Below are 20,232 nucleotides of genomic sequence, written 5' to 3' on the forward strand. Positions count from 1 at the left end.
TGGTATTTCGGTGGCTGGCAGATCGCGCTGCGCAGCTCAATCCGTCATGGTAACGGATCAGTCAGGTCCGTGCCCCCTGCGCGTCTGGGCCGGTCGTCATGGCGGATAAGCCGGCAGCCGAACCCGGCTGGGAATTCTGGGTCGATCGCGGCGGCACCTTTACCGATATCGTGGCCAGAGACCCGTCCGGCGCACTGAGTCGACTCAAGGTGTTATCCGACAACCCGGAGCAGTATCCGGATGCTGCGCTGGAGGGGATCCGCCGCAGTCTTGGCCTTGGCCGGTCCGAGCCGATCCCCGAGGAATTGCTGCGCCGGGTCCGCATGGGTACCACTGTGGCGACCAACGCCTTGCTGGAGCGGCAGGGTGAAGCCACCGTGCTGCTGGTCACCCGTGGTTTCGCCGACGCCTTGCGCATCGGCTATCAGGCACGGCCGGATATCTTCGCGCTGGATATCCGCCTGCCGGAACAATTGCAGCGCTGCACCGTGGAGGTGGATGAGCGCCTGGCCGCCGATGGCACCGTGGTCGCGGCGCTCGACGAGGAAGGCCTGCTGGCGGAGCTGCAACGCCTGCGCGATGCCGGATTCCGGTCCTGTGCGATTGCGTTCATGCATGGCTACCGCTATTCCCAGCATGAACGCCGTGCTGCCGCGCTCGCCCGTTCCGCGGGCTTCAGCCAGGTCAGTGCCTCGCATGAGGTCAGTCCGCTGATCCGTTTCGTCGCGCGCGGCGATACCACGGTCGTCGACGCGTACCTGTCACCGATCCTGCGACGCTACGTGCAGCAATTGCGTGAAGCACTGGGCAGGACCCCGCTGCAGTTCATGAAGTCCGACGGCACGCTGACCGATGCCGATCATTTCCAGGGGCGCGACGCAATATTGTCCGGTCCGGCCGGCGGTATCGTCAGCTGCGTGGGCACTGCCCGGGCCGCGGGTTTCGACCGCGTCATCGGTTTCGACATGGGCGGAACCTCGACCGATGTGTCGCATTGTCGCGGTGACTACGAGCGTAGCTCTGAATCCGTGGTCGCCGGCGTGCGCATGCGCATTCCGATGTTGCAGATTCACACCGTGGCTGCCGGCGGTGGTTCCTGCCTGGGCTTTGACGGCACCCGCTACCGGGTCGGCCCGCGCTCGGCCGGTGCCAATCCGGGGCCGGCGTGCTACCGCCGTGGCGGGCCGCTCACTGTGACCGACTGCAATGTCATGCTGGGCAAGCTGCAACCGGAATTCTTCCCGGCCGTGTTCGGGCCTCATGGTGACCAACCGCTGGACCGCGAGGCCGTGGTGGAGGGCTTTGCCCGGCTCGCCGACGAGATCCACCAGGACACCGGAGACGAGCGGGGGCCGGAGGCGGTTGCCGAGGGATTTCTCCGGATTGCCGTGGACAATATGGCACATGCCATCAAGCGTATTTCGGTGCAGCGTGGACACGCATTGGACGACTACGTGTTGAACTGCTTCGGCGGGGCCGCGGGGCAACACGCCTGTCTGGTGGCCGATGCCCTGGGAATGCGGCGGGTGCTGCTGCATCCGCTGGCCGGGGTCTTGTCTGCCTACGGCATGGGCCTCGCCGAGTTGGGGCTGGTGCGTGAGCGCAGCGTCGATGCGGTGCTGGATGTGACCCGGCTGGACGAGCTTGAGGAGGCCTTCGCCGGGCTCGAGGAATCAGCCCGCCGGATGCTGCAGGAACAGGGCGCGGCGCCGTCGGCAATGCGTCTGGTCCGGCAACTGCGCCTGCGCTATGCGGGTAATGACACCAGTCTGACGGTGGACTGGGGGTCAGCGCATGCCATGGCCAGCCAGTTTGCGGAACGCCATCGGCACCGCTACGGTTTCGCGCTTCCCCAGCGAGAGCTTGTGGTCGCAAGTATTACCGTCGAGGCACGTGCCGCCGGCGAACTGCCGGAGCTCGGCTCGGAAACCGGGATGCCTGGCCTCGCAGCGGCAGCCGCGACGCCCGAATGCCATGTGCCGACGCGGATGGCGCAACGCGACTGGCCGCGCACACCTGTTTATCGGCGCCAGGCGCTACAGGCGCAACAGTGTCTGGAGGGCCCGGCGATCATCGCCGATCCGGATTCAACCATCGTGCTGGAGCCTGGCTGGTCTGCCGGCGTTCGTCCTGGCGGGGTGCTGCTGCTGCGTCGCGAGGCCGAGCCGGCGTCTGACGCCAACGTCGATACGGCGGTGGATCCTGTGATGCTGGAGGTGTTCAACAATCTGTTCATGTCGGTTGCCGAGCAGATGGGGGCCGTATTGCGCCAGACTGCACAATCCACGAATATCAAGGAACGCTTGGATTTCTCCTGCGCCGTGTTCGACGCCGACGGCAACCTGGTGGCGAATGCGCCGCATGTGCCGGTGCATTTGGGGTCGATGGGCGAGAGTGTGCGAGCCGTCCTGCGGACAGTTGGCGACGGCTTGCGGCCGGGCGATGCCTACCTGCTGAACGACCCCTACCAGGGCGGCACCCACCTGCCGGACATCACCACGGTCAGCCCGGTGTTCGACTCCGCCGGCCAGACACTGCTTTTTCTCGTTGCCAGCCGTGCCCACCATGCGGATGTCGGCGGCATCACGCCGGGGTCGATGCCGGCGCACAGTCGTCACATTGACCAGGAAGGCGTGCTGTTCGGGGTAACGCCCGCGGTCCGTGACGGACACTTGCTGGAGGACTCCCTGCGCCGGCATTTCACGGCCGGCCCGCACCCGTCGCGCAATATCGATCAGAACATCAACGATTTGCAGGCGCAGCTCGCGGCGAATACGCGCGGCGCCGAAGAACTGGCGGCGCTGATCCGCCAGTTCGGTCATTCCGTGGTCGCGGCCTACATGGGACATGTGCAGGATAACGCCGAAGAGCAGGTGCGGCGGGTGATCGATGGCTTGTCCGACGGCGTCGCAGAAAAGCAGATGGATAACGGCGCCAGGATCCGGGTCCGGTTCACGGTTGATCACCAGGCACGCCATCTGAGCGTGGACTTCGCCGGCACCAGCGCGCAGCAGTCCGGCAACTTCAACGCACCACTGGCGGTCACACGGGCAGCGGTGTTGTATGTGTTGCGTACACTGGTGGCGGACGCCATTCCGCTGAACGATGGCTGTCTGAAACCGGTGACCTTGCGTGTGCCGGAGGGGTGCATGTTGCGCCCCCGACATCCGGCCGCGGTGGTTGCCGGCAATGTCGAGGTCAGCCAGGTCGTGACCGATGCACTTTACGCGGCCTGCGGCCGCCTCGCGGACAGCCAGGGCACGATGAACAACCTGACCTTCGGCAATACGCGCTACCAGCACTACGAAACCCTGTGCGGTGGCGCCGGCGCCGGTGATGGTTTTGCCGGCGCCAGTGCCGTCCAGGTGCACATGACCAATAGCCGCCTGACCGACCCGGAAGTGTTGGAGTCGCGCTTCCCCGTACGCCTTGAGGCGTTTCGCATTCGTCAGGACTCGGCAGGCTCGGGCCGCTGGCCGGGGGGCAATGGGGTTGAGCGCCGCATCCGGTTTCTCGAGCCGATGCAAATCGCCCTGCTAGCCAACAGCCGGCGACAGCCACCGCGTGGTCGCGCCGGCGGCGGCGATGCGGCTTGCGGCGAGGACTGGATCCTGCACGCCGACGGCCGGCGGACCCCACTCACCGGGCGTGACAGTGAGGCGGTCGCGGTGGACGATATCCTGGTGGTGCGGACGCCCGGCGGCGGTGGCTTCGGTGCCGCCGAATGATGAAGGAAGCACTGACCTATTTTCGCGCAGGCGCGAAAATAGGTCAGTGCTTCCTTAAGGAGGGTAGGACCATGCAGGACCATGTGGTGATCATCGGAACCGGGCTTGCCGGCTATACCACGGCCCGCGAGTTCCGCTCCCTGGCGCCGGAGGCGCGGTTGACCCTGGTGACCTCCGATGACGGGGTTTCCTACTCGAAACCGATGTTGTCCAACGCCCTGCGCAAGGGACAGACCGCTGCCGAGCTGGCGCAGGCCAGTGCCGAGGCCATGGCCGAGTCACTGCAGGCGGACGTGCTGACCGGCGTCGACGTCCGGGCGATCGAGACCCAGACCCGGCAGCTGGTCTTCGATGATGGGCAGTTGGACTACGATCTGCTGGTCCTGGCTATCGGCGCCGATCCGTTGCCGCTGCCGTTCGAGGATCGATCCGATGGGCGGGTGCATCAGGTCAACAACCTGCAGCAGTATGCTGCCTTTCGTGAGGCGCTTGGTGATGAGGGCCGGGTATTGTTGGTCGGTGGCGGGCTGATCGGCTGCGAATTCGCGAACGACCTGGCCGAGGCGGGATACGGCGTGGATCTGGTCTATCCGGAGGAGCTGCCGCTGCCGGCATTGTTGCCGGGACCAGCAGGGCAGGGCCTGGCCAAAGCGCTGCAGGACCTCGGCGTGAAATTGCATCCGGGGTGCACCGTCGAGACGGTGGAACGGCATGGCGAGGGTGTTCGGGCGCAGCTCTCGGACGGTACCGGACTGCGCGCAGCGCTGGTACTGAGCGCCGTTGGCTTGCGCCCCAGGACCGATCTGGCGCTCGAGGCCGGTCTGGACGTTGATCGCGGGATCAAGGTTGATCGCTTCCTGGCCACCTCTGACGACAGCATTTTTGCGCTTGGCGATTGTGCCCAGGTCGAGGGTTACTCGCTTTGCTATGTGGCACCGTTGACCAACGCCGCGCGCAGCCTTGCAAGGACCCTTGCTGGAGAGCGGACCGCAGTGCACTACCCCGTGATGCCGGTCACGGTGAAAACCTCCTGTTTCCGTATAGTGGCATGGCCACCGGATCACGACGCCTCGGGCCGGTGGCAGCACAATGGCACTGGTGCCGACCTGCGTGGGGAATTCCGTGACTCCGCCGGCGTGTTGCAGGGCTTTTATCTGACCGGCAAGCGAATCCGCGAGCGCATGGCGCTCAGCCGGGAGATGCCGCCGCTGATCGCGGCCGGTGTGGATGCGGGAACAGACCCTGAGACCGGGGGAGACCGGGAATGACCGATGCAGCGGCGAGCGCCGCCCGTCAGGCTCGCGAGGTGAAGCGGATCGCCGCGCTTCGGCATTACGCGATACTCGATACCCCGCCGGAAGACCAGTTCGATCGCCTTGCCCGGTTCGCGGCGCATCTTTTCGATGCACCCATCGGGCTGGTCAGCCTGGTCGATCAGGACCGCCAGTGGTTCAAGGCGGCGGTCGGGCTGGACGTTCGCCAGACGGATCGCCGTCACGCCTTCTGCGAGTATGCCGTGCGGGCGGCGGATGTGATCACCATCCTCGACGCCAGCAGCGATGCCCGGTTTCGTGACAATCCCCTGGTCACTGGCAAGCCGTACATCCGGTTCTATGTCGGCGCACCGCTGATCGACAGTGCGGGCAATGTGCTCGGAACCCTGTGCGTGATTGATCGCCAGGCCCGCGATGGCGTCGATACCGAGGCCGTGCAGCGACTGCAGGATCTGGCCAAGGCGGTGGTCGCGATGATCGAGTTGCGCGCTGCGCTGGTTGATCTGCAACAGACGGAAAAGCGCCTGCGAGCCCGGGAGGACCTGCTCGACAGCATCTATCAGACGGCGCGGGCTGGCATGGCGGTTACCGACGCGGATGGTGTGTTGCTTGAGCAGAATCAGTATTTCTCCGAGCTGTCTCAGGCGAATGCCGAAGACTTGGTCGGGCGCGGCATTCGGGAGCTGCTGAGGAAGGAAGAGCGGAACCGCTATGACCAGATACTGGCTTCGGTTCGGGCGCAGAACAGGGATCGTAGCGGCCTGTTCAGTCTGCCTGCCGGCAGCGGTGGTTGGCGCGATGTGAGGATCACGGTGCGTAGCCTGCGGGGCCAGGAGGACCGCGGGCTGCTGATGAACGTGATCATGGATGTCAGTGCCCAGGAACGGGCCGAGCGGCTCTCCACGCTGCGTGCCGAGGTGCTCGAGGGCATCATTCAGCATTGGCCGCTGCATGCCAGCGTCGACGCGGTCTGCCGCGGCCTGGAGCGCGAATTTCCCGGTATGGAGGCCATGGTCGTCGGCGAGGACGACGACGGTGAACCAGCGATACTGCGGGCCACTGACGCCAAGCCGGTCGACGGTGCCGTCAGTCGCCTGCTGCTCGGCGCCGAGAGCGGCGTCGTGATGCAGGCACGGCAGGAACAACGCCGGCTTGTCGTCGACAGCGCTGTGCAGGATCTTGGCGAGGACGTCCAGGCTGCACTGCAGGCCAGCGGTTATCGGGGCCTGCTGGTCGAACCCTATGTCGACGACCGCGGCCGGACGCCGGGCGCCCTGGTGCTCCTGTGGCGGGGCGCGATGCAGCCTGCCGACGGGCATTACGGCTTTTCCCGCGAATTCGGTGATCTGATTTCCCTGGCGGTATCGCATTCCCGAATGGTGCGGGACCTGCAGGAGCGCGCCTCCCGGGATCCGCTGACCGGACTGGCCAATCGCGAGCGGTTGCAGGATCACCTGCGGAAGTCCATTGATGAGGCCAGGCGATCCAACGGCCTGATGGCGGTGCTGCTGCTTGATCTGGATGATTTCAAGCTGATCAATGACACCCTGGGGCACGAGATCGGCGATCGTCTGCTGCGCGAGGTGGCGCAACGGCTGCGCGGCTGCGTGCGCGAGACGGATCTGGTGGCACGCCTGGGTGGCGATGAATTCGTGGTGGTCACGGCAGTGCCGGAACGGCGGGACGCGATCAGCGTCGGGCGCAAGATCCTCGACGCCCTGGCCCAGGACGTGATTGTGGACGGCAAACGTTTGCGGACTCCGCCCAGCGTCGGTATCAGTCTGTATCCGGTGGATGCCGAGGATGCGGACGGCCTGCTGAAGGCCGCGGACTCCGCGATGTATGCGGCGAAGGACGACGGCAAGAACGGCATCCGCTTCTTCAATCGCCAGATGTCCGAGCAGGCGCACCGCATGCTGCTCACCGGTCGCCAGTTAAACGAGGCCCTGACGGCGGACGATGGCAGTATTCACGCGTATTTCCAGCCGCGGGTGGACGCTGCCGCCGGCCGCTTGCTGGGTGTCGAGGGTTTCGTTCGCTGGCGCCACCCCGAGCGGGGCCTGATCGTTGCAGAGGACTTCATTCCGGTGGCCGAGCAATCGGGATTGATCTCCCAGATCGACTTCCGCGTGCTCCAACGGGGGCTCGATCACCTGCTTGGCTGGCGGCGGGCATTCCCGGATCTCCGCTTCTGCTGGAACCTGTCCGGCAGCACCCTGCGGAGTCCGGACCTGGCGGGGCAGCTGGAGCAGTTGCTGGCCGCGCGCGGCCTGCCGGCCAGTGCGCTGGAACTGGAGGTGCAGGAAGGGCACGTGCTGCGTAACTTCCGACACAGCGTGGAGCAGCTGGATAACCTGCGGCACCGCTTGCCCGGCTTGCAGATCGTGCTGGATGACTTCGGCATCCATCATGGCGCGCTGGCCGGCCTGCGGCGCATGCCCGTGGATGCACTGAAGGTGGACCGCAAGTTCATGGCGGATGTTCGCGCTGGTGACGAGGAGCAACGGGGCATGGCCATGCTGTTCCTGAATACCCTGCGTACGGCCACCAGCCAGCTCGGTGGGCTGGACATGATCATCGAGGGCGTCGAGCGTGTCAGCGAATTCCGCCTGCTGTTGCGCCTGGGCTGCAATCTGATGCAGGGCAATCTGTTTCTGCCGCCGATGGAGGATCCGACCGCGGAACTGACCGCCATCGAAGACCGCCTGCGTGGGATGTCCCGGCCGGATTGAAGCAGAGTCGAGTCGCGACCTGACTCAGAACCGCGCCAGGCTGTATGCCTCCGCGTCCATCGCCGGTGGTTCGCCGCTGATCAGATCCGCCACCAGCTGGCCGCTGCCGCAGGCCAGGGTCCAGCCAAGATGCCCGGCGCCGCAATTCAGGTAAAGGCCGCGCAGCGGGCTGGGTCCGAGGATCGGCGGGCCGTCCATGGTCATCGGGCGCAGCCCGCACCAGGGGCTGGCGTCCGCCAGCTCCAGTCGATCCGCCAGCGAGGGAAACGTCTTCAGGCACTGGCGCAGCACATAGTCGCTTCGCGCCTCGCTCAGCGACAGGTCGAAGCCATTGAATTCGGCAGTCCCCGCCATTCTCAGGCGGCTGCCGAGCATGCCCATCACCACCTTGTTGCCATCGTCGATCAGCGGAATGGCCGGCGCCCCTCCCCAGTCCGGCAGCTCGGCGGTCAGCGAGTAGCCCTTGACCGGATAGATCGGCAGGCGCAGGCCAGCGGTCGCGGCCAGTTGCGTGCTGAAGCTGCCGGCTGCGAGTACATAGCAGTCGGCGGTCTGTACCCCGGCATCGGTCTGAACGCCCTCGATCCGGTCACCCTTGCGAAGCATGCGCGAAACCGAGGTCTGCAATTCCAGCTCACCGCCGGCTCGCCGAAACCGCTCGATCAGGGCCTGGCAGAACAGGTGGGCATCGCCGCTCTCGTCCTCCGGAAAGTAGATTGCGCCGCTCAGCTCGTGCGCACAATCGGCAAGTGCCGGTTCCAGCGCCACTGCCTGCCGTGAATCGAGGACCGTGTGGCGCAGTCCGACGTCCGCCATGGTGCGGCTGTTGTCCACCGCGCCATCCAGCGTCTGCTGATCCCGGAAGATCTTCAGGATCCCGTTCTGGCGATCGTCGTAGCGCAGGTCCAGCTCTCGGCGCAGCTCACGCAGCACGGCGATGCTGTGCAGGGCCAGCGCGGCATTGCGCTGCATGCCTAGGCGGTAGTGCTGAGGCCGGCTGTAACGCAGAAACCCCAGGCCCCAGCGCATCAGACCCGGCAGCGCCCGTGGCCGCAGCAACAGCGGCGAATCCTCCCGCCCGATCCAGCGCAGCAACTGCCCGAGAACTCCCGGCGCATTCCAGGGCTCGGCATGGCTGGCGTGCAGCAGGCCACCGTTGGCGAAGCTGGTTTCGTTGGCGGCCGTCGGTTGCCGGTCGAACAGGCGAACCTGATGGCCTCTGTCCTGCAGAAACCAGGCCGTGGTGACGCCGGCGAGGCCGGCACCGATGATGAGAATGCGCATGCAGCGTTGATCCCGGAAGCGAGAAAAAACCGGCCTTTGCCCTAAGGAAACACTGATCTATTCGCACGCCTGCGTTGGAGTCCGCATTTTTTCCGAGGCAAGGCGCGCTGCGCAGTGCTGCAGTCATTCTGCGGTCAAGCAGCGCAACACAGCAATCGGGAAAATGCGGCCCAACCCGAAGGGCCCGGCCGGTTTTGCCCCTGGCTGTGTTGCGTCACCGGCCCGGTAGCTACGGCTACCGAACCGGCACCGCGCCTTGCCAGATGACCAAAACCGGTCTCGGGCGCAGACGCGGGAATAGATCAGTGTTTCCTTAACTGTCCGAGTCGGCGGGGCTTAGCCGGACCAGGCGGCCGTCTCGCGCATCCACCAGCAGATAGAGTGCGCCGTCGGGGCCCTGGCGGACGTCGCGGATCCGCCAACCCGCATCATCCAGCAGTCGCTCTTCCGATACCACCTGGTCGCCATCCATGGTCAGGCGTGCCAGGTGGGTATGCGCCAGCGCGCCGACAAACAGGTTGCCGCGCCACTCCGGGAAGGCCTCGCCATCGTAGTAGGCCATGCCCGAGGGTGCGATGGAGGGCGTCCAGTGATACACGGGCGGCTCCATGCCTTCCTTTTCCTCGACCCCGATACTGGGCCCGGAATACTCGGTGCCGAGCGTGACCTCGGGCCAGCCGTAGTTGAGGCCGGCCTGCAGGCGATTCAGTTCGTCGCCGCCGCGCGGCCCGTGTTCGTTGATCCAGATCTCGCCGCTGTCCGGATGCCGGATCATGCCCTGAGGATTGCGGTGGCCATAGCTGAAGATCTCCGGCCGCCGTTCCGAGTCGCCGACGAACGGGTTGTCCTCCGGAACGCTGCCGTCCTCATTCAGGCGCAGCACCGTGCCGACGTGGTCGGCGGGATCCTGCGCCATGTCCCGCTGACCGCGATCACCGACGCTCAGGAACAGTGTGCCGTCCTCGTCGAAGACGATCCGGCTGCCCAGATGGCGACCACCTCCGAGCGCTGGGCTGGCGGCAAAGATTTCCTCGAAATCCTGCAGCCGGTCGCCGTCCAGGCGTCCGCGCCCGAGCGCGGTCCGTGCTGCCTGACCATCCGGGCTGCTGTAGCTCAGGTAGACCAGCTGGTTGTCGTCGAAATCCGGGTGCAAGGCCACATCGAGCAAGCCCGCCTGGTTCGCGACATGCACATCGGGTACGCCGGCAACCGCGGTGCTTTCGCTGCCGTCCGCCGAGATTCGCAGCAGGCGGCCGCCGCGTTCGGTCACCAGCATGTCGCCATCCGGCAGAAAGCTCAGACCCCAGGGATGTCGCAGGTCGTCGCGCAGGGTCTCGACGATGAATTCATGCTGTTCGCTCTGATAGCGGGTTTCCGCGATGGCCAGACCCGCGACGCCGAGCAGCACGATCATTGCCGGAATACATCGGTACATGACGGACCCTCCGTTCAGCTTGGCCGTTTCCCGCACGCCAGTATGGACCAGGCCGGGCAGCGCATGTTCGGTATGGCCTGAAGTCGGTCCGTCTCTCCCTTATCCACAGAAGCTGTGGACAAGTGTGTGGACGAAGCACGGGCAAGTGCGGCTGAGGCCTTGTCCACTAGGCACTTGCGTTAGTCCGGTGAACTTTTCATCAATTTTTCATTAACCAGAAAAATCAACAACCTGCGTTTCCGCTCCGGCCCGATGGGAATTGACGTCGGTTGCTGCCGGAGATCTGCGATAGACTGCGCGGGCCAGAATGGCATGACGCGTCGGGGCATCAGGCCCGGGGAGCGATGGCAGAGGAACAACGGATCCGGCATGAGTCAGCATTCAAGCTATGATGAGGCCGCGCGGCGGCTTGTGGAACTGGGCAACGAACTGGTCGAGGACGAGTCCGAGGCAGACATGCAGGAGGTTGCAGCCGGTCTGCTGGCCGGGGCGATACATTTCTGGCTGTATGCCCACCAGCCCTGCGAGGATCCCCGTTGCACCGACTGCGCCAGCCTGCGGACCGCGGAATGGCGCCTGCGGGAACTGCTCGGCCATGCCGAGGAAATGGCACGCAATAGCGAGTATTTCCATTCCCCCGATGACATGACTGCCGGGAGTGCCTGAGGCGGACGCGGTGACGGAGCAAGAGGGTGTCATCCAGTTCGACCTCCGCTTCAGGCCCGGCGCGCCACCGCCCCGGGATGCCGTGGCCCTGCTGGATGGCTGGCGCGGGGTCCTTCATCGGCTGCAGCTGATCGGCCGTGATCCGGCGCGTTACGGTGGCCTGGGTTTCGGCAACGTCAGTTGCCGCCGGGGCAGCGGTTTCATCATCTCGGGTACCCAGACCGGCGAGCGCGAATCCCTGGCCGTGGACGGTTATTGCCAGGTGACGGACTGCGACCCGACGGTCAATCGCGTCGAAGCCAGCGGTCCGGTCCGACCATCGTCGGAGGCGCTGACCCACGGCGCCGTGTATCGTGCCCGGCCGCAGGCGGGCTGCGTCCTGCACGGCCACAGCAGTGAGATCTGGCAGCGTGCGACGAACCTCGGACTGGCCGTCACCGATGCCGCCGTGACCTACGGCACGCCCGCCATGGCGGCCGAAGTGGCCCGACTTCTCGATGCTGCCGGCATGGCTGATTCCGGCGTGTTTGCGATGGGTGGCCACGAGGACGGCGTTATTGCCTTCGGCCCGGATGAGGACACGGCGGGTGGGCTGTTGGTCGCGGCCCTGGCCTGCGCGCTCACCGCGTAACCGGCGCCCCCGGTCCACCGCCCAGGAGAAACGAATGACTGAGCAGAACGATGCCGCGCTGGCCGAGCCGGTGGCGGATGTCCGCCCGAAAAGCCTCGAATGGCACGGTCACCGCCGCGAGGATCCCTACGCTTGGTTGCGCGATGCGAACTGGCGTGAGGCCATGCGCGACGCGCAGCAGCTTGAACCGGCCATCCGTGCCTACCTGGGTGCGGAGAATGCCTGGGCCGAGCAGGCGCTGGCGCCGGTCGCCGGGCTGCAGCGCGCGCTGGTCGATGAACTGCGCGGTCGGATCCGTGAGGACGACAGCTCGGTGCCGCAGCGTGACGGCGACTTCTACTACTACAGCCGCTTCCGGGAGGGCGGTCAGCATGCGCTGATCTGCCGCCGACAGGGTGAGGACGGACAGGAGCAGATCCTGCTGGACGGCGATTCGGAGTCCGAGGGGCTGGATTACTTCCATCTCGGTGCGGTCAGTCACAGCCAGGATCATCGTTACCTCGCCTATGCCGTGGATCGGAGCGGGGCGGAGATTCACGAGATCCGGGTGCGTGACCTGGAGACCGGGCAGGATCTGCCGGACCGAATCAGCGGCGTGCATGGCGATTTCGACTGGGCCGCCAACGGGCGCACGCTGTTCTATACCACGCTGGACGAGGAGCATCGGCCGCGGGAGGTGCGCCGGCACCGGCTGGGCACCGAGCAGGCGGCGGACCCGCTGGTCTACCGTGAACCGGACCCCGGATTCTTTCTCGGTGTCGGACTGTGCGCCAGTGAGCGTTTTCTGCTGATCGAAAGCCACGACCACACCACCTCGGAAACCCGGGTCATTCCGGCGGATCAGCCGGAGGCCGAGCCCCGGGTGCTGGCCGCGCGCGAGCGCGACGTGGAGTACGAGGTCGAGGAACATGACGGCCGCTGGCTGATTCGCACCAATGCCGACGGCGCCGAGGACTTCTGCATCATGCAGGCGCCGCTTTCGGCGAGCGGGCGAGGCCAGTGGCGTGTGGTGGTGCCGCATCGTCCCGGCTGTCTGATCCGCAACCTGCTGGTCTACCGCGACTGGCTGGTGCGCCTGGAACTGGAGGACAGTGAGCCGCGGATCGTTGTCCGCCGCGTCAGCGACGGCCAGGAACATCGCATTGCCTTCGACGAACCCTGTTTCAGCCTGGGCGTGATCCCGGGGCTGGAATACGTCACCGACAACCTGCGCTTCAGCTACAGTTCGCTGACCACGCCAACGCAGGTCTTCGATTACGACATGGCCAGCCGCTCACGGGTGTTGCGCAAGCAGCAGGAAATCCCCAGCGGCCATGATCCGTCCCGCTACGTTGCGAAAAGGCTGCATGCACTGGCACCGGATGGCGCGGAGGTCCCGATTTCGCTGTTCCACCGGGCGGATCTCGAGCCGGACGGCGACACGCCGCTGCTGTTATACGGATACGGCGCCTACGGGATCAGCAGCCTGCCGGCCTTTTCGCCGCATCGCCTGAGCCTGGTGGACCGCGGTTTCGTGTACGCCATCGCCCACGTCCGTGGCGGCCTGGAACGGGGTTACCGCTGGTACCGCCAGGGCCGCCTGCAGGACAAGCCGAACACCTTCAGTGATTTCATCGCCTGCGCCGAACACCTGACCCAGACCGGCTACACCGGCGTCGGCCGCATCAGCATGCATGGCGGCAGTGCCGGCGGCATGCTGGTGGGCGCGGTGCTGAACCAGCGTCCGGACCTGTTCCGTGCGGCGGTGGCGGATGTGCCGTTTGTCGATGTGCTGAACACCATGCTGGACCCGGAGCTGCCGTTGACGCCGCCGGAATGGCCGGAATGGGGCAATCCGATCGAGGATCCGGAGGCCTACCGGACCATCCTGTCCTACTCGCCGTACGATAACGTCACGGCTCGCGACTACCCGCATCTGCTGGTCACGGCCGGCGTGTCCGATCCCAGGGTGACCTACTGGGAGCCGGCCAAGTGGGTGGCCCGGCTGCGTGCATTGCGGACCAACGACAATTTGTTGCTGCTGCAGACCAACATGAGCGCCGGCCACGGCGGCGCAAGCGGCCGCTTCGACTACCTGGAAGAAGTCGCCCGCCGCTACGCCTTTCTGCTCTTGGCCAACGATATGGCGGATAGCTGAATCTAACCGGCGGGCTTTACTGCAGCGTGTTCCGATTTTGTTTGTGGGGTGCGGTGGTCTGAATGTCTATGTCACGGTGGAGTGCTGTATTGCTGTCCGAGAGTGTCGGGGTCAGTGCAAGGTTTTTCTTGGCCTGACGTCCCGTTGGGCCAACAGGGCCAAGAAAAAGCTTCCACTGCCCCTGCCAGACTGCGCATTGTGTTGCTTCGTTCGGGACGAATGCTCCGGCGCCCGAGGCAGTCGGGGCGCGGCGACATAGCGGTAGGCACCGAGTGTTAAGGACATACTGACCAATTTTCGCGCCTGCGTTGGAGTCTGTGAGTACACTTCCGATAGTGTCTGGTCCAGTGGAAGTTTTCGTCTGGCGCGACGTCCCGTTGGGCCAACGACGCCAGCCGAAAATTTCCACTGGCCCTGCCGAACGCCGCTGACGTTGTTTCCTTCGATAGGAATTTACGCCTTTCAGGTCAATCGGGATGGCCGCCGCCATACCGGTTGGCACCGAGTGCCTGGTGCGGCTCCGAGCCTGGTGTCGGGAAACGCCGTCGCGGGACCGCCGTGAACGCATCCATGCGGGCTTGACGGCCGCGTCCCTGCGGCCGACATCCCGCCACGGCGTTTCCCACCCCCAGGCCGGCGTGTGGTGGTGCTGAAAATGGAAAACAGCGTCTTCCGGTCGCCCCGACCAGATCCTCGTCGTCACGGTGTGGCGGATCGGGCCAGGTGCTCCTTGAGTAAGCGGGCCGTGTGCGAGTCGCTGGTGGTGACCACGGTTTCCGGGACGCCGGCGGCGACCACCCGGCCGCCGGCCTCGCCGCCCTCCGGGCCCATGTCGATCAGCCAGTCGGCCTCGGCCATTATCTCCAGGCTGTGCTCGATCACGATCACCGTATGGCCGGCATCCACCAGCCGGTGCAGCACCCGGATCAGCTTTTCCACATCCGCCATGTGCAGCCCCACCGTGGGCTCGTCCAGCAGGTAGAGCGTGTGCGGCGGCAGCCGTCGCGGGTCCGGCCGCACCTTGGCCAGTTCGCTGACCAGCTTGATCCGCTGCGCTTCGCCGCCGGACAGCGTCGGACTGCGCTGGCCCAGGGTCAGATAGCCCAGGCCGACATCCTGCAGCAGTGACAGCGGGTGATGGATGCGGTTGTGGGCGCCGAAGAAGTCCACCGCCTCGTCGACCGACATGGCCAGCACATCGCCGGCCGAGCGATCCCGCCAGGTCACGCTCAGTGTCTCGCGGGAAAAGCGTTTGCCGCCGCAACTGTCGCAGGGCAGTTCCACGTCGGGCAGGAAACTCATTTCCACACGCTGTACGCCCTGACCGTCGCAGTCGCTGCAGCGGCCGTCGCGGGTGTTGAACGAGAAGCGTCCCGGGCCGTAGCCGCGGATCCGGGCTTCTTCGATTTGCGCGAACAATTGCCGGATTGCGTCCCAGAATCCGATGTAGGTGGCGGGGCAGGAGCGGGGCGTCTTGCCGATGGGGGTCTGGTCGACTTCCAGCACCCGGGCCACCGCCTTCCAGCCATCCAGCGCCGCGCAGTCCTGCAGCGACGGCAAAGCGCCTCGGGACCGGACCAGCCCCTGCAGGTTGTCCCGCAGCACCCGCCGCACCAGGGTTGACTTGCCGGAGCCGGAGACGCCGCTGACCACGATCAACCGACCCAGCGGGATGTCCAGATCGACGGCCTGCAGATTGTTTGCCCGGGCGCCGCGCAGCCGCAACACCTGCTCGGCAGGCTGCTCGCGACGCCGGCCCCGCAGCGGATGCCGAAACGGCTGTGCCAGCGCCCGGCCGGTGGGCGAATCCGGATTGGCCAGTAGTTCGGCGACCGTGCCCTCGGCCACCACGCGGCCGCCGTGGACGCCGGCACCCGGACCCAGATCGATGACATGATCCGCGCGCCGGATGGTGTCCTCGTCATGCTCGACCACAACAACCGTGTTGCCCTTGCCCTCCAGTCGGGACAGGGTGTCGAGCAGCATGCGGTTGTCACGCGGGTGCAGGCCGATGGTGGGCTCGTCCAGCACGTAGCACACACCCTGCAGGTTGGAGCCCAGTTGTGCCGCCAGCCGGATGCGCTGGGCCTCGCCGCCGGACAGGGTCGGCGCGGCCCGGTCCAGCCCCAGATAGGCGAGTCCAACCTGTCCGAGAAAGGCCAGGCGGTGCCGGATTTCGGGCAGGATGTCCCGTGCCACCGCCTGATCACGGCCGCTGAGTTGCAGCTCACCGAACCAGTGGTTGGCCTGTTCGACCGTCATCGCGCTGAGGTCGGCAATGGACTGCTGCTGGAAGCGCACCGCCAGCGCCTCCGGATTCAGGCGCCGCCCCTCGCAACGGTGGCAGACGGTGTCGCTGTCGGCGTCCCGCCACGCGCTCTCCTCGCCGGTCTGGTCGGCATCGAAGCCGCTCAGCAGCAGGCCGGTGCCGAAGCACTCCGGACACCAGCCATGCCGCGAGTTGTAGGAGAACAGGCGCGGGTCCGGTTCGGCGAAGCCGCGCTGGCAGCCCGGGCAGGCGCGCTGGCTGGAGAACAGCTGCTCGCTGCCATCCTCGAACACCGCGGTCAGGCTGTGGCGCCCATGTTTCAGCGCCTCCTCCACGGCGGCGGTGATGGTGTCCTCATTCGTCGGGGTCAGCTGCAGGCGGGCCACTGGCAGCTCGATGGTGTGTTCCTGGTAACGGTCCAGCCGCGGCCATTGGCCGGTGGCCTGGTCTTCGCCGTCCACCCGCAGGGTCTCGAATCCCTTGCCCGCGGCCCATTGCGCCAGGTCCGTGTAATAGCCCTTGCGCGTCACCACCAGCGGCGCCAGCAGGCGCACGGTCTCGCCGCGATGCTCGCCCAGCAACTGGCCGACGATTGCCTCCGGGCTTTGCGCACGGATCGGGATGTCGCAGTCCGGGCAATACTGGTGGCCCAGCTTGACGTACAGCAGCCGCAGGAAATGCTGGATTTCGGTCATCGTGCCGACCGTGCTCTTGCGCCCGCCCCGGCTGGTGCGCTGCTCGATGGCGACCGTCGGCGGAATGCCGAGAATGGCGTCCACGTCCGGCCGGGATGCGGGCTGCACGAACTGCCGGGCATAGGCGTTCAGCGATTCCAGGTACCGGCGCTGGCCCTCGGTGAACAGGATGTCGAAGGCGACCGTGGACTTGCCTGAGCCGGACAGGCCGGTAATCACGGTGAACCGGTCCCGGGGGATGGCGAGGTCGATGCCCTTCAGATTGTGCTCGCGGGCATTGCGGATGCGGATCGCCTGCCCCTGCGCGGCCACCGCGGGTTCGGCGATGCGGTCGGCGGGTGTCACAGGCCGGCCGGCACTGGCCAGCGCCCGGCCGGTATGGCTGTGCGGCTGTCCGGCAAGTTCCGCCGGCGTTCCCTCGGCCACCAGCCGGCCGCCACCGTCGCCGCCTTCCGGGCCCAGGTCGATCAGCCAGTCGGCGGCGCGCATGACATCCACATTGTGTTCGATAACCAGCAGCGAATGGCCCGCGTCCAGCAGCCGGCGGAAGGCCTGCAGCAGCACCGCGACATCGGCGAAATGCAATCCGGTGGTGGGTTCGTCCAGCAGGAACAGCAGCCGTTGCCGCTGCCGGCGGCGGCCACTGCTGGCGGCCAGGTGGCCTGCCAGCTTCAGTCGCTGTGCCTCGCCGCCGGACAGGGTCGGCACGGCCTGGCCCAGGCCCATGTAACTCAGGCCAACGGCACGCAGCGGTTCCAGCCGGCTCAGGACCTCGGGCTGGTCGGCAAAGAAGTCCGTTGCCTGTTCCACGGTCAGTGCCAGCACGTCGGCCATGGACTGGGGTGACAGCGGGCAACCCGGCGCCGCCGGCAGGGTGATTTCCAGGACATCCTCGCGGTAGCGGCGGCCATTGCAGTCCGGGCAGCGCAGATAGACGTCCGACAGGAACTGCATCTCCACATGCTCGAAGCCGTTGCCGCCACAGCCCGGACAGCGGCCATTGCCGCTGTTGAAGCTGAAGGTGCCCGGGGTGTAACCGCGTGTGCGTGCCTCCGGCGTGGCAGCGAACAGTTTGCGGATGGGTTCCAGCGCGCCGACGAAGCTGGCGGGGTTCGATCGCGTGGTCTTGCCGATGGCCGATTGGTCCACGTAGACCACATCATCGATGGCCTCGCCACCGTCGATCCCGTCATGCGCTTCGGCCGGATCGGCCGCCTGGCCGAACTGCTTGCGCAATCCGTTGTAGAGCACCTCCTGCATCAGCGTCGACTTGCCGGAGCCGGAGACGCCGGTCAACACCACCAGCCGCTGCAGCGGGATCCGGACCGTCAGGTCCTGCAGGTTGTGCGCGCGGGCCCCGCGCACGGTCAGATGCAGGTCGGCCGGTGGCTGCCCGGCTGCAGCCGGCAGACGGATCCGTTCGCGGCCGGACAGGTAGGCGCCGGTCAGGGAATCGGGCCGTTCGAGAATGCCGGCCGGCGGACCGTCGTAGAGGATCCGTCCGCCGCGGGCTCCGGGTCCGGGGCCGATGTCGATCAGTCGGTCGGCGGCGCGCATCACGTCCGGGTCGTGCTCCACGACAAGTAGCGAGTTGCCCGCATCCCGCAGCCGCTGCATCACGCGAATGATGCGTTGCATGTCCCGGGGGTGCAGTCCGATCGACGGTTCGTCGAGCACGAACAGGGTGTTGACCAGTGAGGTGCCCAGGGCGGTGGTCAGGTTGATCCGCTGGACCTCGCCGCCGGACAGGGTGCGGGACTGGCGATCCAGGGTCAGGTAGGGCAGTCCCACCTCGCACAGGTAGCGCAGCCGCTGGCGGATGCCGTCCAGCACCTGGCTGGCGGCCTCGTCGCGGGCGCCGGGCAGTTCCAGAGCGTCGAAAAAATCCCGGCAGCGGGCCAGCGGCAGCTGCATGACGTCATGCAGGCAGAGCCCGGGCAGACCGAGGAACGCCTGTTCGGAGAAGCTGCTTGTGCGGGCGCGGAAGCGCTGCTCCCGGGCAAGCACCCGGTCGGCATCCTCGTGCCGTCCGATCCGCCAGGCCAGCGCCTCGGGCTTCAGGCGTGCGCCCTCGCAGTCCGGACAGTGGTCGTAGGAGCGGTACTTGGACAGCAGCACGCGGACGTGCATCTTGTAGCTCTTCGACTCCAGCCAGTCGAAAAAGCCGTCGACGCCGTACCAGCCGCGCCGTTGCCCGTCGCCTTCCAGCACCCAGCGCCGGTGCTCCTCGGGCAGGTCCTGCCAGGCGATGTCGGTGGCGACGCCGGCGCGCCGCGCGGCCTGCATCAGGTCCTTCTGGCAGTCGGCGGATTTTCCACTCTGCCAGGGCCGGATCGCGCCCTCGGCCAAGCTCAGGCGGGGGTCCGGAATCACCAGGTCAAGGTCGATGCCCATGATCCGGCCGAAGCCGCGGCAGGTCTCGCAGGCCCCCAGCGGCGAGTTGAACGAGAACAGGCTGGAGACCGGCTCACGGTAGTGCATGTCGCAGTCCGGGCAATGCAGGTCGGCGGAAAAGCGCCGTGGCTCCAGCGGCTTTCGGTCGGCATCCAGCGGGTAGACCAGCAGGTGCCCCTGGCCCAGGTGCAGGCCGTTTTCGGCGGCTTCCACCAGCCGGTCCCGGCGTTCCTCGTCGAGCCTTACCCGGTCCACGATGACCTCGACGAACTGTTTGGTCAGGCGCTGGAAGCGGCTGTAGCCCTGGCGTTCCAGCAGGGCCTGCATTTCCCGCTTGTCCAGCCCCTTCGGCACCGCCAGCCGGGCGCAGAACATCACACGTTCGCCGGCCAGTTCAGCCAGCAGGCGACGGACGATGCCCTCGGCGGTATTCCGCTGCACCCGGCGGCCGCAGCCCTGGCAGTAGACCTCGGCCAGGCGCGAGAACAGGAGCTTCAGGTGATCATTCAGCTCGGTCATGGTGCCGACCGTCGAACGTGAGGTGCGCACCGGGTTGGTCTGGTCGATGGCGATGGCCGGCGGTACGCCCTCGATGCGATCGGTGGCCGGGCGGTCCATGCGATCGAGGAACTGCCGGGCATAGGGTGAGAAGGTCTCGACGTAGCGGCGCTGACCCTCGGCATAGACCGTGTCAAAGGCCAGCGAGGACTTGCCCGATCCGGAAACACCGGTAATCACGATCAACTCGCCCAGCGGCAGTTCCAGGGACAGGTTCTGGAGGTTGTTCTGGCGGGCACCGGTGATACGAATTGACGACTGCGGCATGAGTGGGCATTCCCTTGCGAGACGGGGCACGAGTATAAGTGACAGCGATTCCCGAAATCCTCTCAATCCGGCTCGCCGCTGACCGATCAATCAGGCACTCTCTGGGGCAGTACGTGCCTGACTTCGCGGGGTTTGTGGTTCGGCGTCTTCCCATCGGCTGTC

General features: G+C 66.4%; 9 protein-coding genes. 6 read left to right on the forward strand and 3 right to left on the reverse strand.

All coding sequences use genetic code 11. The features are described 5' to 3' along the window. Positions 1–98 precede the first annotated feature (98 nt). The 3 genes from M0534_RS07700 to M0534_RS07710 all read left to right on the forward strand — a co-directional run bounded on the left by M0534_RS07700 (position 99) and on the right by M0534_RS07710 (position 7,734). Positions 99–3,728, forward strand: coding sequence for a hydantoinase B/oxoprolinase family protein (locus tag M0534_RS07700; RefSeq protein ID WP_248567843.1), 3,630 nt, complete (start codon positions 99–101; stop codon positions 3,726–3,728). 71 nt (positions 3,729–3,799) lie between these two features. After that, positions 3,800–4,996 (forward strand): NAD(P)/FAD-dependent oxidoreductase, encoded by a 1,197-nt coding sequence (locus M0534_RS07705; RefSeq protein ID WP_248567844.1) that lies wholly within the window; start codon positions 3,800–3,802, stop codon positions 4,994–4,996. Beyond that, the gene (locus M0534_RS07710) at positions 4,993–7,734 is read left to right on the forward strand and encodes a bifunctional diguanylate cyclase/phosphodiesterase (protein WP_248567845.1); all 2,742 of its coding nucleotides are present in this window, start codon (positions 4,993–4,995) and stop codon (positions 7,732–7,734) included. The genes M0534_RS07705 and M0534_RS07710 overlap by 4 nt, the downstream gene beginning before the upstream one ends. Before the next feature lie 24 nt (positions 7,735–7,758). Here M0534_RS07710 and M0534_RS07715 read toward each other — a convergent pair whose 3' ends face one another. Beyond that, on the reverse strand, positions 7,759–9,018 hold the full coding sequence (locus tag M0534_RS07715; protein ID WP_248567846.1) for a D-amino acid dehydrogenase: 1,260 nt from the start codon (positions 9,016–9,018) through the stop codon (positions 7,759–7,761). A gap of 313 nt (positions 9,019–9,331) precedes the next feature. Then, the gene (locus M0534_RS07720; RefSeq protein WP_248567847.1) at positions 9,332–10,453 is read right to left on the reverse strand and encodes a PQQ-dependent sugar dehydrogenase; all 1,122 of its coding nucleotides are present in this window, start codon (positions 10,451–10,453) and stop codon (positions 9,332–9,334) included. Positions 10,454–10,822: 369 nt separating this feature from the next. On the opposite strand from M0534_RS07720, the gene M0534_RS07725 reads away from it, so the two are divergent. The 3 genes from M0534_RS07725 to M0534_RS07735 are packed head-to-tail and all read left to right on the forward strand — an operon-like array spanning position 10,823 to position 13,887. Further along, a complete protein-coding gene (locus M0534_RS07725; protein ID WP_248567848.1) occupies positions 10,823–11,119 on the forward strand; it encodes a hypothetical protein in 297 nt (98 codons plus the stop codon). A 10-nt stretch (positions 11,120–11,129) separates the two neighbouring features. After that, a complete protein-coding gene (locus M0534_RS07730; protein ID WP_248567849.1) occupies positions 11,130–11,750 on the forward strand; it encodes a class II aldolase/adducin family protein in 621 nt (206 codons plus the stop codon). Positions 11,751–11,784: 34 nt separating this feature from the next. Next, complete coding sequence (locus M0534_RS07735) at positions 11,785–13,887, forward strand: S9 family peptidase (RefSeq protein ID WP_248567850.1); 2,103 nt, start codon at positions 11,785–11,787, stop codon at positions 13,885–13,887. Positions 13,888–14,586: 699 nt separating this feature from the next. Here M0534_RS07735 and uvrA read toward each other — a convergent pair. Next, complete coding sequence (uvrA, locus tag M0534_RS07740) at positions 14,587–20,070, reverse strand: excinuclease ABC subunit UvrA (protein ID WP_248567851.1); 5,484 nt, start codon at positions 20,068–20,070, stop codon at positions 14,587–14,589. Between the last annotated feature and the right edge of the window lie 162 nt (positions 20,071–20,232).

Source organism: Methylonatrum kenyense, assembly GCF_023195885.1.
Lineage (GTDB): Bacteria > Pseudomonadota > Gammaproteobacteria > Nitrococcales > Aquisalimonadaceae > Methylonatrum > Methylonatrum kenyense.

Coding starts and splice junctions, on each gene's coding strand:
- M0534_RS07735 (WP_248567850.1), top strand. CDS start 11,785: ATGACTGAGCAGAACGATGCCGCGCTGGCCGAGCCGGTGGCGGATGTC.
- M0534_RS07720 (WP_248567847.1), bottom strand. CDS start 10,453: ATGTACCGATGTATTCCGGCAATGATCGTGCTGCTCGGCGTCGCGGGT.
- M0534_RS07700 (WP_248567843.1), top strand. CDS start 99: ATGGCGGATAAGCCGGCAGCCGAACCCGGCTGGGAATTCTGGGTCGAT.
- M0534_RS07715 (WP_248567846.1), bottom strand. CDS start 9,018: ATGCGCATTCTCATCATCGGTGCCGGCCTCGCCGGCGTCACCACGGCC.
- M0534_RS07705 (WP_248567844.1), top strand. CDS start 3,800: ATGCAGGACCATGTGGTGATCATCGGAACCGGGCTTGCCGGCTATACC.
- M0534_RS07725 (WP_248567848.1), top strand. CDS start 10,823: ATGAGTCAGCATTCAAGCTATGATGAGGCCGCGCGGCGGCTTGTGGAA.
- M0534_RS07710 (WP_248567845.1), top strand. CDS start 4,993: ATGACCGATGCAGCGGCGAGCGCCGCCCGTCAGGCTCGCGAGGTGAAG.
- uvrA (WP_248567851.1), bottom strand. CDS start 20,070: ATGCCGCAGTCGTCAATTCGTATCACCGGTGCCCGCCAGAACAACCTC.